At 73.3% G+C, this 13,360-nt stretch carries 10 protein-coding genes; 4 read left to right on the top strand and 6 right to left on the bottom strand.

What is annotated here, in order from left to right; translation table 11 throughout:
• Positions 1-86 precede the first annotated feature (86 nt).
• Positions 87-839, top strand: a complete 753-nt coding sequence (locus tag AC0B9F_RS22165) for an FHA domain-containing protein (protein ID WP_472005144.1) — start codon at positions 87-89, stop codon at positions 837-839.
• Entirely contained in the window at positions 836-2,395 is a 1,560-nt protein-coding gene (locus AC0B9F_RS22160) for a protein kinase domain-containing protein (RefSeq protein ID WP_472005142.1), read from the top strand. Before AC0B9F_RS22165 ends, AC0B9F_RS22160 begins: the two co-directional genes overlap by 4 nt.
• Positions 2,396-2,601: 206 nt before the next feature.
• On the opposite strand, the gene purH is transcribed toward AC0B9F_RS22160, so the two are convergent.
• Positions 2,602-4,167, bottom strand: coding sequence for a bifunctional phosphoribosylaminoimidazolecarboxamide formyltransferase/IMP cyclohydrolase (gene purH, locus AC0B9F_RS22155; protein ID WP_472005141.1), 1,566 nt, complete (start codon positions 4,165-4,167; stop codon positions 2,602-2,604).
• Complete coding sequence (gene purN, locus AC0B9F_RS22150; protein WP_472005138.1) at positions 4,164-4,793, bottom strand: phosphoribosylglycinamide formyltransferase; 630 nt, start codon at positions 4,791-4,793, stop codon at positions 4,164-4,166. The genes purH and purN overlap by 4 nt, the downstream gene beginning before the upstream one ends.
• A gap of 330 nt (positions 4,794-5,123) precedes the next feature.
• Between purN and AC0B9F_RS22145 the strand changes: the two genes are divergently transcribed.
• Positions 5,124-5,936 carry a hypothetical protein gene (locus AC0B9F_RS22145; protein ID WP_472005136.1) on the top strand — a complete coding sequence of 271 codons (813 nt, stop codon included), beginning with the start codon at positions 5,124-5,126 and terminating at the stop codon, positions 5,934-5,936.
• A gap of 31 nt (positions 5,937-5,967) precedes the next feature.
• Here AC0B9F_RS22145 and AC0B9F_RS22140 read toward each other — a convergent pair whose 3' ends face one another.
• Positions 5,968-8,055, bottom strand: coding sequence for a cell division protein PerM (locus AC0B9F_RS22140; RefSeq protein WP_472005135.1), 2,088 nt, complete (start codon positions 8,053-8,055; stop codon positions 5,968-5,970).
• A gap of 96 nt (positions 8,056-8,151) precedes the next feature.
• On the opposite strand from AC0B9F_RS22140, the gene AC0B9F_RS22135 reads away from it, so the two are divergent.
• Positions 8,152-9,273: a helix-turn-helix domain-containing protein gene (locus AC0B9F_RS22135; protein ID WP_472005133.1), complete on the top strand. Its 1,122-nt coding sequence runs from the start codon at positions 8,152-8,154 to the stop codon at positions 9,271-9,273.
• Between the two features lie 150 nt (positions 9,274-9,423).
• On the opposite strand, the gene sucD is transcribed toward AC0B9F_RS22135, so the two are convergent.
• From sucD to AC0B9F_RS22120, 3 genes are all read right to left on the bottom strand, one after another.
• The gene (gene sucD, locus AC0B9F_RS22130) at positions 9,424-10,308 is read right to left on the bottom strand and encodes a succinate--CoA ligase subunit alpha (protein ID WP_472005131.1); all 885 of its coding nucleotides are present in this window, start codon (positions 10,306-10,308) and stop codon (positions 9,424-9,426) included.
• A gap of 21 nt (positions 10,309-10,329) precedes the next feature.
• Complete coding sequence (sucC, locus tag AC0B9F_RS22125; protein ID WP_472005128.1) at positions 10,330-11,511, bottom strand: ADP-forming succinate--CoA ligase subunit beta; 1,182 nt, start codon at positions 11,509-11,511, stop codon at positions 10,330-10,332.
• 615 nt (positions 11,512-12,126) lie between these two features.
• A complete protein-coding gene (locus AC0B9F_RS22120; protein WP_472005334.1) occupies positions 12,127-13,320 on the bottom strand; it encodes a VWA domain-containing protein in 1,194 nt (397 codons plus the stop codon).
• Positions 13,321-13,360: the final 40 nt, after the last annotated feature.

Here is a 13,360-nt window from a genome sequence, read left to right as displayed (position 1 = left end):
CGTGTCTCACCCGTACGAGGGGGACACGGCCCTGGTGCTTCGCCCTACTCTGGCAGCGCGAGCTGTCAGGCACGGGGAGACGCACCTTGTACAGCATCATCGTGGTACCTCCGCCGACCACGGGGGACGAGCGAAGCACCGCCCATCAGATCCGTCTCGCCCCCGGCGAGCGGCTCACCTTCGGCAGGTCCGCGCACGCGGGCGCCCTGCACATCCCGCACGAGGGGGTCTCCCGCAGAGCCGGGGAGATCGCCGCGCAGGGCGCCTTCTGGACACTGAGCAACCTCAGCCGGGACCAGACCTACGTCGTCGAGAACCCGGAGGGCGCCGGCGAGCACGTGAAGGTCGGGCCGGGCCGGCTCGACGCGCCGATCCCCTTCGAGTTCGCGCGGATCGTGCTGCCCGCCGCCGGTGATCTGCTGCCGGTGGAGGTGTGGGCGCCGCGCCACGACTATGTGCACCCGGACAGCGGCGGCGACGGCGACACCACCGCGCCCGCCTTCTGCCTGGACCGCACCAAGCGGTACTTCGCGGTCCTGGCCGCGCTGTGCGAGCCGCGGCTGCGCGGCGTACCGCACGCCGCGCTGCCCACCGTCGACCAGGTCGTGGAACGGCTGCGCCCGTCCTGGCCGGCCGTCTCCCGCACCACCGTGCAGTGGAACATCGACTACCTCGCCGTGAAGCTGCGCCTCAAGCCCGGCCCCGACACCGCCGACAGCGGGCCCCGGCTGAACGGCAAGAAGGAGTCCCTGGTCTCCCTGGCGCTCCGCTTCGACCTGGTCCGCGAGGACGACCTGGTGGTCCTGCGCGCGAGCGCGCCCTCCGGAACTCCCCGGTGAACGGACCGGGCGAGCCGTTCGCCGTACCGGTGCCGCAGGGCTACCGGGTCGGGCCGTGGGTGGTCCGGGCGCCGCTCGCCACGGGCGCCTTCGGCAGCGTCTACGAGGCCCGCCGCACCGGCGAGGCGAACGAGCCCGGCCTGCCGCGCACGGCGGCGCTGAAGTTCCTGGCGACCGGCACGAACACCCCGCGCCGCCTGTCGCACCTGCGTGACCTCGTCGAGCGCGAGGTCGCCCTGCACCGCCGGCTGCGCCACCCGCGGCTGATCCGGCTGTACGAGACGCTCACCGTCGACGACCCGGGCCGGCCGGACCTGGACGGGGCGACCGTGCTGGTGCTGGAGAAGGCGGAGGGCTCCCTGTCGGCGCTGCTCGCCGCCTCCCCGCGCCCCGCCGCCGGTCCCGTGCTGCTCGCCCAGATCTGCGAGGGGCTGCGCCAGTTGCACGCGGCGGGCTGGGTGCACGGCGATCTGAAACCGGCCAACGTGCTGCTGATGAAGGACGGCACGATCCGCCTCGCCGACTTCAACATGGCGGCCGAACTGGAAGGCACCCACGCCTACACCCCGGCGTTCTCCACGCCCGACTACACCCCGCCCGAGCTGCTGTGGACGGAGATCGGCGAACGCGGCCGCCGTATCCGCCCGTCGGCCGACATCTGGGCCTTCGGCGTCCTCGCCCACCTCGTCCTCACCGGCTCCTTCCCGCTGCCCGGCGGCACCCCGACGGCCCGCCGTGACGCGGCCGTCGCCTACGCCCGCGGCACGGAGGCGTTACGTCTCGCCCCCGAACTGCCCGGCGTGTGGCCGGACATCGTGCGCGACTGCCTGGCCCGCACCCACGCCGAACGCGTCGGCGGCGAGGAGCTGCTGCACCGGGTGAGCGCGGCGGCCGGCACCGAACGCCCCCGCCGGCTCCCCCGGCTGCGCCGCCGCTCCCGCCGTACGACGGTCACCGCGGCCGTCGCCGCGACGCTGGCCGTCGCGGCGCTCGGGTACGGCGTCAGCGACTGGCCGGCCGGCTCCGGCGACGGCAAGAGCCCGGCCACGCCCGCCGTGTACGGCGCCGCCGAACTCCGCACCGACCGGGGCGTGCCCGTCGTCTACCGGCGGCTGATCGTCGACTCGGCGCACGACTGCGTCCAGCCGGAGGTCTCCCCCGCGCTGATCGCGGCGATGCTGAAGGCGGAGAGCGGCTTCGACCCGGACCTCTCCGACCCGCACGCCGGCCGCGAGGGCGAGTACGGCATCGCCCGCTGGACGCCGAGTCTGCTGCGCTGGTGGATCCGCGCCGACGGCGTGCCCGCCCCGGCGACCCCCAGACCGCCCTTCTCGCCCGCCGAGTCGATCCCCGCCATGGCCCGTTACCTCTGCTACCTGGAACCGCTGCTGCACACCACCGGCCTGGACGGCGACCGGCGCGTGCTGCTCGCCGCCGCGTACCGGACGTCGTACAAGAAGGTGAACGCGGCCGGCGGTGTTCCCCCGGCGATCCGCGGCTACGCCGACCACGTCACGCGCTACCTCAAGGACTACACGCCGCCCGGGAAGCGGTGACCCTGAGAGGTGTGAGGTACCGGCGCGCGGCGGCCGCTGCGACGCTCCCCTGGTGCTGCCGGTTGCCGCATCGGGCTGCGTCCGCCTTGACGCGCGGGGGACGGGTGACAGGCAGCACAACGGCCTCCGGTCCCCTCGGGGGAGGACCGGAGGCCGTCCGCTGCTCCATGACGGCCCGTCAGGCCGCCTCGCCGCACCGGGTGTTGCTAGTGGAAGAAGTGGCGCGTGCCGGTGAAGTACATGGTCACGCCGGCCTTCTGCGCCGCCTCGACGACCTGCTCGTCGCGGATGGAGCCGCCGGGCTGGACGATGGCCCGCACACCGGCGTCGATCAGGATCTGTGGGCCGTCCGGGAACGGGAAGAACGCGTCCGAGGCCGCGTAGGAGCCCCGCGCCCGCTCCTCACCGGCCCGCTCGACGGCGAGCTTGCAGGAGTCGACGCGGTTGACCTGGCCCATGCCGACGCCGACCGAGGCGCCGTCCTTGGCGAGCAGGATCGCGTTGGACTTCACCGCGCGGCACGCCTTCCAGGCGAACGCGAGCTGCTGGAGCTCGTCGGAGGAGAGCGCCTCGCCGCTGGCCAGCGTCCAGTTGGCCGGGTCGTCGCCGTCGGCCTGGAGGCGGTCGGCGACCTGGAGCAGGGCGCCGCCGTCGATCGGCTTGACCTCGACCGGGTGGGCCGGGCCGCCGTCGGCGCAGCGCAGCACACGGATGTTCTTCTTCTTGGTGAGGGCCTCCAGCGCGCCGTCCTCGTAGTCCGGGGCCACGATGACCTCGGTGAAGATCTCGGCGACCTGCTCGGCCATCTCCTTGCTGACCGGCCGGTTCACGGCGATGACGCCGCCGTACGCGGAGACCGGGTCGCAGGCGTGGGCCTTGCGGTGCGCCTCGGCGACGTCCGCGCCGACCGCGATGCCGCAGGGGTTGGCGTGCTTGATGATCGCGACGCAGGGCTCGGCGTGGTCGTACGCGGCACGGCGCGCGGCGTCCGTGTCCGTGTAGTTGTTGTACGACATCTCCTTGCCGTGCAGCTGCTCGGCCGCCGCGAGACCGCCCTCGCCGGAGGTGTACAGGGCGGCGGGCTGGTGCGGGTTCTCGCCGTAGCGCAGGGTGTGCGCGCGCTGCAGCGACGAGGCGATGAAGTCGGGGAACTGCGACTCGTCCGCGGGGGCGTAGGCGGAGGCGAACCAGGAGGAGACGGCGATGTCGTACTCCGCCGTGTGCCGGAAGGCCTCCGCGGCCAGGCGCTTGCGGGCGGCGAGGTCGAAGCCGCCGTCCTTGACCGCGGCGAGGACGTCGCCGTAGCGGGCCGGGCTGGTGACGACCGCGACCGAGGGGTGGTTCTTGGCGGCGGCGCGGACCATGGAGGGGCCGCCGATGTCGATCTGCTCCACGCACTCGTCGGGCGAGGCGCCCGAGGCGACGGTCTCGCGGAACGGGTAGAGGTTGACGACGACGAGGTCGAACGGCTCCACGCCCAGCTCGGCGAGCTGCTCGCGGTGGCTGTCCAGGCGCAGGTCGGCGAGGATGCCGGCGTGCACCTTGGGGTGCAGGGTCTTGACCCGGCCGTCCAGGCACTCGGGGAAGCCGGTCAGCTCCTCGACCTTGGTGACGGGGACGCCGGCGGCGGCGATCCGGCCGGCCGTGGAGCCGGTGGAGACCAGCTCGACGCCTGCCTCGTGCAGCCCGCGGGCCAGCTCCTCCAGGCCGGTCTTGTCGTAGACGCTGACGAGCGCCCGGCGAAGGGGCCGCTTGTTGCTCTCGGCGGTCACTGGATAACTACCTTTCGTCCCTCGATGCGATAGCCGTTGCGGGCGAGGCGCCCCACGACCTCGACGAGCAGCCTTCGCTCGACTTCTTTGATGCGCTCGTGCAGCGCGCTCTCGTCGTCCTCGTCCCGGATCTCCACCACGCCCTGCGCGATGATCGGCCCGGTGTCGACGCCGTCGTCGACGAAGTGGACGGTGCAGCCGGTGACCCTCGCGCCATATGCGAGCGCGTCGCGCACGCCGTGGGCGCCGGGAAAACTGGGGAGAAGGGCGGGGTGCGTGTTGACGAACCGCCCGCCGAAACGGGCCAGGAACTCCTTGCCCACGATCTTCATGAACCCGGCGGAGACGACGAGGTCGGGCGCGTGCGCGGCGACGGCCTCGGCGAGCGCGGCGTCCCACTCCTCACGCGTGGCGTGGTCCTTGACCTTGACGACGAAGGTCGGCAGTCCGGCCCGCTCGGCCCGGGCGAGGCCCTCGATGCCGTCGCGGTCGGCGCCGACGGCCACGATCCGCGCACCGTACGCCTCGCTCCCGACGGCGGCGATCTCGTCCAGCAGCGCCTGCAGATTGGTGCCGGAGCCGGAGACCAGCACGACGAGGCGCTTGGCCACGGAGTTGGCGGCCACGGTGGGGCCCTTTCTCGGGGGAGCGACGGTGCGCGGCCGGCTCGTCCATCCGCACTTGTTCCTTCGTACGAATGCTTCGCAGCCCGGGATACGGGGAAGTCTACGAAGCGGCCGACCGTCAGCAACGATACCGGCACACGGGAAGGCCCCCGGGGGACGGGGGCGCGGCTTGCAGGTAGCGTCTGGGAGGAAACTACTCGGGAACGCGGTGGACGTGCGGTGCGTTTCCGGGGTGGAAGCCCATGTGGGAGCCCTGACCTGAGCAGCGCGGGGGCGCATGTGGGACGACCGTCGGACAGCCGTAGTCACCTAGGGGAAGACGCTCTCTTGATGCCGGACCGCAGCCTGCGACTCCTCACGTTCCCATCGCCCCCGGCCCGCACGGGCCAGACAGGGGAGCGTGGCACCGTGCTGCTGCGGGAGCGGCCGTCCTCCCCGCCCGAGGCGCCCGACGGCCCCGGGCAGGGAAGCGGCGGCCAGGGCCGCGAGGACGACAACCCCTTCGCGCCGCCGCCGGAGGGCACCCCGGACCGGCCGTGGCAGCCGCGGCACCCGGTCGGCGGGGGCGGCCGGGGCGGCAACGGCCACGGCGGGCAGGGCGGAGACGGGCAGGGCGGAGACGGGCAGGACGGCGGCTCGCCCTGGGGCCGGTGGAGCGACCGGCAGCCCGACCGCTCCTCCGGCGGCTTCGGCGAGCGGCCCGGCGGCGGGCCCGAGAAGCCGGCCGGCGGCGGTGACGGAAGCGGTCCCCCCATGCGCTGGGACCCCACCGACCCCGTGCAGCGGCGTGCCCGGTACTCGCTGCTGTCCGGCATGTGGGCCTTCTTCTTCGCCCTCTTCGGCTGGCCCGCCGTGGCCCTGCTGCTCGGCGCGCTCGCCCTGTACTGGGGCATCAGCGCCCTGCGCGGCAGAGCCGCCCGGTCCGGCGCCTCCGACGCGGGCGGCCGCCCGCAGACCACGGCCGCCGTCAGCGGCCTCGTCACGGCGTCCCTCGCCCTGGCGCTGGTCGCCGCGGGCTTCGCGTCGCAGCTCGTCTACCGCGACTACTACACGTGCACCGGCGACGCCCTGACCAACGAGGCGAAGCAGTCCTGCCAGCAACTGCTGCCGTCGGAGCTGCGCGGCTTCCTGGGCGAGGGCTGACGAGTTCTTGGGCGAGGGCTGACGAGCGGTTCTACGGCGCAGGGGGTGCCGGGGGTTCCACCGGTGGGGGCGGTGGGGCCGGGAGCGCCCGGGGTGTTTCTGCGGGCGCTGCGGGTGTTTCCGCGGGCCCTGCGGGTGTTTCCGCGGGCGCTGTGGGAGGGGCCGCGGGTGCTGTCGGTGGTTGGGCGGGTGCCGTGGGAGGCGCCGCGGGTGCTGTCGGTGGTTGGGCGGGTGTTGCGGGCGGCCCTGCGGGGGCGGGTGACCGGTCCGCCAAGGGTGCTGCCTGCGGTGGTGTGAGGGCGGCGGGCGGCGCGGGCTTGTCGTCCGGGCGGGGTGTGGGTTTGTCATCCGGGCGGGCTGGGGGTTTGTCATCCGCGCGGGGTACGGGTTTGTCGTTCGCGCGGGGCGCTGTTCCGGTCGCCCTGCCCCCGGCGGGGGCGATGCCGTCGTAGGCCGTGCCGGGCAGCGTGGTCGCCTTGTCCACGCCGTAGGCCGTGAAGGGGTCGTCCGCGGGGTCCTCGCGGTCGTACCGGGCGAAGGGGTCCTTCGGGGTCTCGGCGTCGTAGATCTCCGGCTCCGCGTGCCGGGTGCGGCCCGTGGTGGGCTGCTGCCCGGCCGGCCGCCGTCGCCACGGAAGCCGGCTGCGGGAGCGCCGGGTTCTGGCCGTCCCGGCCGGCGCCGGCGCCGGCTCGGAGCGCGGACCGCCGATCCTCGGCCGTACGGCCGACGCCGCGGGCGTCTCCTTGACCCCGGTCGCGGGGCGTGCGGCCGTCGCGGTACCGGTCCGTGTGCCCCCGGCGGCCGCCCGGCGGGAGCGGCCGCGCCACGCGCGCCGGGCCAGGGCCACCGGGATCGCCGCGGCGGCGATCCACAGGACGGTCGCCGCACCCACCTGCCACCCCACCGGGCCGAACCGGGACAGCGCCGCCACCCCGAGCGGGCCGCCCGCCAGCGCCGCGAGAGCGGCCTGCAGCGCCCCGCACAGTACGGACGCGAGGACCGCGGCCCCGGCCGTCCGGCCCGCTGACCACACACCGCCCGGCAGCCCGCTCCGGCCGGGGCCGGTCGCCGCCACCGCCAGGAACCAGCCCACCGTCACCCCGGCCGCCAGCGGCACCGCCGCCGTGGCCCAGTGCAGCGGCGTGCCGGGTCCGCCCGCGGGGACCGCGGCCAGCAGCGGGAACGGCGGCAACAGCGGGGCCGGGTCGGAGCCGAGCGGGCTGGTGAGGTGCCCGACGGACAGGGCGAAACCCGGGCCGACGGCGTAGGCGGCGCCCCACACCGCCGCGTTCGGCACCAGCACCAGGCACAGCAGCAGCACCGCGAACCGGCCCGACCACCCTTCCGTCAGCTGCAGGAACGACTCCCGGGCCGCCCCGTTGTGCCACACCAGCGACACGGCCACCAGCAGCGCCCCGCCTCCGCACAGCACCGCCGCACCGGCGCACGCGGCGCGCGCGGCCGCGCCCAGCCGGGCCCGCCCCTGCGAGCCGAGCAGCAGCCGCCGCACCGGGCCCGGCAGCACCGTCAGCACGTTGTCGAGGGGCTCGCGGGGATGGCCGTGCGCCGTCCACACGCCCGCGCCGGCCGCGATGACGACGAGGAGCGGCAGCATGGCCGGGCCCGGCCAGGTCCAGGACGGCCGCAGCTCCCCGCGCGAGGACACGTACAGCAGGGCCGCCGCGGCGACACCGAGGTAGCCGAGGACGACGCCGGTGAAGGCCGTGCGGCCGGTGACGGGCTCCACGCTGTCGTGGCCGTAGACGGCGTCGCGGGCCGCCCGGTGCACCAGCCAGACGGGAACGGCCATGAGCAGCAACGGCGTCACCCCCACGGGGGCGGGCACGCCGGCGAGGGTGTCGGTGCGGACGAGTTCGGCGCCGTGCCCGAGGACCCACAGGGCGGCCGCGATGTGCAGGGCGCCGCCGGGTCCGCTGTCCGGGTACGGGGAGCTGATCCACAGCGACAGGACGAGCACGGCGAGCGAGCCGAGGCCGAGGCCCGCGGCGACCACGCCGCCCAGCAGGCTCGCGGCCAGCCCGGACGAGCGGCCACGCACCCGGCGGAGCAGACGCGGCAACGACGTTCGGCGGACGGTCATCTGGATCACGACCGCCATGCTCCCAACGACACGCGCTTTCCCGGCGTAACAGGCGAAGCTCCGTTGTGTCGCCCAATATACGTTTATGTTCTTTTTCGTACGAAGGGGTGTCCGGTGACGCAGAGCCCTGCCAGCCCGCTCCCCCCGCCGAAGGAACGCCGGCGCCTGCGCGAGGCCGCTTCGCTGACCCAGGCTCAGCTCGCTTCCAGGCTGGGCGTGTCCAAGGGTGCGGTGCGCGCGTGGGAGTCCGGCCGCACGGCACCGCGCGGCCCGGAACGGGAGGCGTACGTGACGCTGCTGGAGTCGCTGGCGGGAAGCGCCGGGTCGGTGACGGGGGCTCAGGAGGCCGGCCGCGTCACCAAGGTGACGGTGGCCTCGGTGGGGGGTACGCCGTCGGGCGCGTCCCCCGAGTCCGCCGCCGTGGCGGTCGCCGGGGGCTCGCTGACGCCCGATCAGGCCTTCGACGCGCTGTACGCCTTCTGCGCCCCGGCGCTGGTCCGGCAGGCGTATCTGCTCACCGGGCGGCGGGAGCTGGCCCGGGAGTCCGTGGAGCGCGCCTTCCAACGGGCCTGGGAGCGCTGGCCCGAGGTCGCCCGGGACCGGGACCCGGCGGGCTGGGTGCGGATGGCGGTGTACGAGTACGCCCTGTCCCCGTGGCACCGGTTCCGCCCCCGCTACCGCCACCCGGAGCCGCCCCCGGCCGCCCCGGCCGACCGCGCGCTGATGGACGTCCTGCTCAAGCTCCCGCCGTCCTACCGGCGCACGCTGCTGCTCTACGACGGTGTGGGGCTCGGCCTGCCCGAGACGGCGGCGGAGACGGAGGCGAGCACCCCCGCGACCGCGTACCGGCTGATCCACGCGCGGGAGGCGATCGCCGCGAAGCTGCCGGAGGTAGGCGATCCGGACGTGCTGCACCGGCGGCTGGCGGAGGTGGCCGCGACGGAACGGCTGCGCGCTCCCCGCCCGACGAACGTGCGGTCCGGCGGCGAACGCCGGGCGCGGTTCTGGACGCGGGCGGCGATCGCGTTCACGGTCACGATCATCGGGGCGACGGCGCTGACGCTGCGCTCGGCTCCGACGCAGTACGAGCCACCGGTGGCGCCGGGCGAGGCGGTGCGCGGTGTGCCGCCCAGGGCGGCTCCGGGGCCGTTGTCGGAGGCGGAGGTGGAACTGCGGGCGAAGTTGCGGAGCTCCGCCGCGAGTGGGCCGGAACGGTTGACTCCGTCGGATCGGTGAGCGGCATCCGGCCGTGGGGGGCTTGTCTTTTCGCCGGGTGCGGGTCCGTCCTGGCCGGTCGCGCCCGCGCGGCGGTGCAGCGGGTGAGTGAAACGCCGGTTGGCCCGCCCCAGCCAAGGGGACGGGCCAACCGGCGGTCAGTCAGGAATGTCAGCCGGCCAGGATCTCGCGGGCGAGCTTGGCCGTCTCGGTCGGCGTCTTGCCGACCTTGACGCCGGCGGCCTCGAGGGCCTCCTTCTTGGCCTGTGCGGTGCCAGAAGAGCCGGAGACGATCGCGCCGGCGTGACCCATGGTCTTGCCCTCGGGCGCGGTGAAGCCCGCGACGTAGCCGACGACCGGCTTGGTCACGTTCTCCTTGATGAAGGCCGCGGCCCGCTCCTCGGCGTCGCCGCCGATCTCGCCGATCATGACGATCAGGTCGGTGTCGGGGTCGTCCTGGAAGGCCTTCAGGGCGTCGATGTGGGTGGTGCCGATGATCGGGTCACCGCCGATGCCGACGCAGGTCGAGAAGCCGATGTCACGCAGCTCGTACATCATCTGGTACGTCAGCGTGCCGGACTTCGAGACCAGGCCGATACGGCCCGGCTTGGTGATGTCGGCCGGGATGATGCCGGCGTTCGACTGGCCGGGGGTGATCAGGCCGGGGCAGTTCGGGCCGATGATCCGGGTCTTGTTGCCCTTCTTGCCGGCGTACGCCCAGAAGGACGCCGTGTCGTGCACGGCGACGCCCTCGGTGATGACGACGGCCAGCGGGATCTCGGCGTCGATGGCCTCGACGACCGCGTCCTTGGTGAACTTCTCCGGGACGAAGATGACCGTGACGTCGGCGCCGGTCTTGTCGACGGCCTCCTTGACGGAGCCGAAGACCGGGACCTCGGTGCCGTCGAAGTCGACCGTGGTGCCGGCCTTGCGCGGGTTCACACCGCCGACGATGTTGGTGCCCGACGCCAGCATGCGCCGGGTGTGCTTCTGGCCCTCGGAGCCGGTCATGCCCTGGACGATGACCTTGGATTCCTTGGTGAGGAAGATAGCCATGGTGTTGTGTGACCTCGTCCCTTACTTCGCTGCAGCAGCCAGCTCGGCGGCCTTGTCGGCCGCGCCGTCCATGGTGTCCACGCGCTGCACGAGCGGGTGGTTGCGGTCGTCCAGGATCTGGCGGCCCAGCTCGGCGTTGTTGCCGTCGAGACGGACGACCAGCGGCTTGGTGACCTCTTCGCCCTTGCTCTCGAGGAGCTCCAGGGCCTGCACGATGCCGTTCGCGACGGCGTCGCAGGCGGTGATGCCGCCGAAGACGTTGACGAAGACGGACTTGACGTCCGGGTCGCCCAGGATGATCTCCAGGCCGTTCGCCATGACCTCGGCGGAGGCGCCGCCACCGATGTCGAGGAAGTTGGCGGGCTTGACGTTCTTGTGCTTCTCACCGGCGTACGCGACGACGTCGAGGGTGCTCATCACGAGACCCGCACCGTTGCCGATGATGCCGACCTCGCCGTCGAGCTTGACGTAGTTGAGGTTCTTCTCCTTGGCCGCGGCCTCGAGCGGGTTGGCCGCCGCCTTATCGTGGAGCGCCTCGTACTCGGGGTGACGGAACTCGGCGTTCTCGTCCAGCGACACCTTGCCGTCGAGGGCGATGACCTCGCCGGAGGCGACCTTCGCGAGCGGGTTGACCTCGACGAGGAGGGCGTCCGACTTGATGAAGGTGTCCCACAGCTTGATGAGGACGTTCGCGACCTTGTCGGCGACCTCGGCCGGGAACTTGGCGGCCTCGACGATCTCGCGGGCCTTGGCCTCGTCCACACCGTCGATGGCGTCGATCGCGATCTTCGCGACGGCCTCGGGGCGGCTGGCCGCCACCTCCTCGATCTCCATGCCGCCCTCGACGGAGGCGATGGAGAGGAAGGTGCGGTTGGCACGGTCGAGGAGGAAGGAGACGTAGTACTCCTCCAGGATCTCCGGGGCCGTCTCGGCGATCATCACCTTGTGGACCGTGTGGCCCTTGATGTCCATGCCGAGGATGTTGGTCGCGTGCTCGACCGCCTCGTCGGTGGTGGCGGCGAGCTTGACGCCGCCGGCCTTGCCACGGCCGCCGACCTTCACCTGGGCCTTGACGACGGACTTGCCACCGAGACGCTCGGTGGCTGCGCGGGCCGCCTCAGGCGTGTCGATGACTTCACCGGCCAGCACCGGTACATCGTGCTTGGCGAAGAGGTCCCTCGCCTGGTACTCGAACAGGTCCACGCGCTTCCGTCCCTATCAGTGATCTCGCGGTTCGTTGGATGCGTGGGCGTGCCGCGAAGGGCAACGTGACGTCCGCTTGTCACAAGGGAGGCGCACACGGTGTCCGAGCGCGCGGCATGTCCGTCTCGCAGGTTATCCCCGCTGGCGTTGGGGCTCTAAATCGGAGGTCACACCTGAGCGGTGATACCCGTCACACGATGCCGCGACTCACGGCACTGCGTGCCATCCAGTGCGGGACCTCACCGGGCTGGGGTTGACCCGGTGAGGCCCCTGAGCAGCCCCGGAGCCGGGCCTGTGGTCCGGCTCCGGGGCGTGAGGCGGACGGCCCCCACCCCAATGGGGACCGTCCGGCCTCCTTACCGCGGGGGCCCGCCGGACGGGCCGACGGCTTTCGGCCGTCCGGGTCCGTCGCCCCCACGGAGCCGGTCATGCACCGGTCAGCCACGACGCGACGCGGTGTCCGCTGCCCCGGATACCCATGGATGTCATGGACATACCCGGGGGTGACGGGTCGCGTCACACCTCCGGAGGCGGCGAGCGGACCGAGGGGGTGGCCGCCCCCCGTCCTTCGCGGTCTACCGCTGGCCTTCCCGGTCTACCGCCGGCCTTCCCGGTCTACCGCTGGGCAGACGTGTCCGGTACGGGCAGCGGCCGCTTCTCGATCGCCGCCGCCATCACCTCCGGGAACAGGTCGGGGGTGCAGGCGAACGCCGGAGCGCCCAGCGCGGCCAGCGCGGCCGCGTGGTCACGGTCGTAGGCGGGTGCCCCTTCGTCCGACAGCGCGAGCAGCGCCACGAACTGCACCCCCGACGCCTTCATCGCCGCGACCCGCTTGAGCATCTCGTCGCGTATGCCGCCCTCGTACAGGTCACTGATCAGGACGACCACCGTCTCCGCGGGCCGGCTGATCCGCGACTGGCAGTAGGCGAGCGCCCGGTTGATGTCCGTACCGCCGCCCAACTGCGTGCCGAACAGCACGTCCACCGGGTCGTCCAGGTGGTCCGTGAGGTCGACGACCGCCGTGTCGAAGACGACCAGCCGTGTGTTGATCGACCGCATCGAGGCCAGCACCGCGCCGAAGACGGAGGCGTGGACGACGGACGCCGCCATCGAACCGGACTGGTCGACGCACAGCACGATGTCCTTCTTCACGGACTGCGCGGCCCGCCCGTACCCGATGAGCCGCTCCGGCACGACCGTCCGCCGCTCCGGCAGGTAGTGCTTGAGGTTGGCCGCGATCGTCCGGTTCCAGTCGATGTCGTGGTGGCGCGGGCGCCGGACGCGGGCGCTGCGGTCCAGCGCGCCGGTGAGGGCGGCCCGGGTGCGGGTGGCGAGCCGCTTCTCCAGGTCCTCCACGACCTTGCGCACCACCGCCCGCGCGGTCTCCTTCGTCGTCTCGGGCATCGCCTTGTTCAGCGACAGCAGCGTCCCGACGAGGTGCACGTCGGCCTCCACCGCCTCCAGCATCTCCGGCTCCAGCAGCAGCGCCGCCAGACCGAGCCGGTCGATGGCATCACGCTGCATGACCTGGACGACGGAGGAGGGGAAGTACGTGCGGATGTCCCCGAGCCACCGCGCGACGGACGGCGCCGACGCGCCCAGACCCGCCGAACGGTCCCGCCCCTTCTGCGCCTTGTCCTCCCTGCCGTACAGCGCGGTGAGCGCCCCGTCCATGGCCGCGTCCCGGCCCGACAGCGCACACCCCGTACCGTCCGCGGCCTCCCCACCGAGCACGAGCCGCCAGCGGCGCAGCCGTTCCGGCGCAGCCGCCGGGTCGGGGGCGTGCGCTGCGGTCGCGTTTTCGGGCATGGGGTCCGTGGTGGTGCGTTCCGTGGTCAGGCGGTTCGCG

Source organism: Streptomyces sp. NPDC097129 (genome assembly GCF_055668065.1).
This window is presented reverse-complemented; position numbering and strand designations above follow the sequence as displayed.

Coding starts and splice junctions, on each gene's coding strand:
- AC0B9F_RS22145 (WP_472005136.1), top strand. CDS start 5,124: ATGCCGGACCGCAGCCTGCGACTCCTCACGTTCCCATCGCCCCCGGCC.
- AC0B9F_RS22120 (WP_472005334.1), bottom strand. CDS start 13,320: ATGCCCGAAAACGCGACCGCAGCGCACGCCCCCGACCCGGCGGCTGCG.
- sucD (WP_472005131.1), bottom strand. CDS start 10,308: ATGGCTATCTTCCTCACCAAGGAATCCAAGGTCATCGTCCAGGGCATG.
- AC0B9F_RS22140 (WP_472005135.1), bottom strand. CDS start 8,055: ATGGCGGTCGTGATCCAGATGACCGTCCGCCGAACGTCGTTGCCGCGT.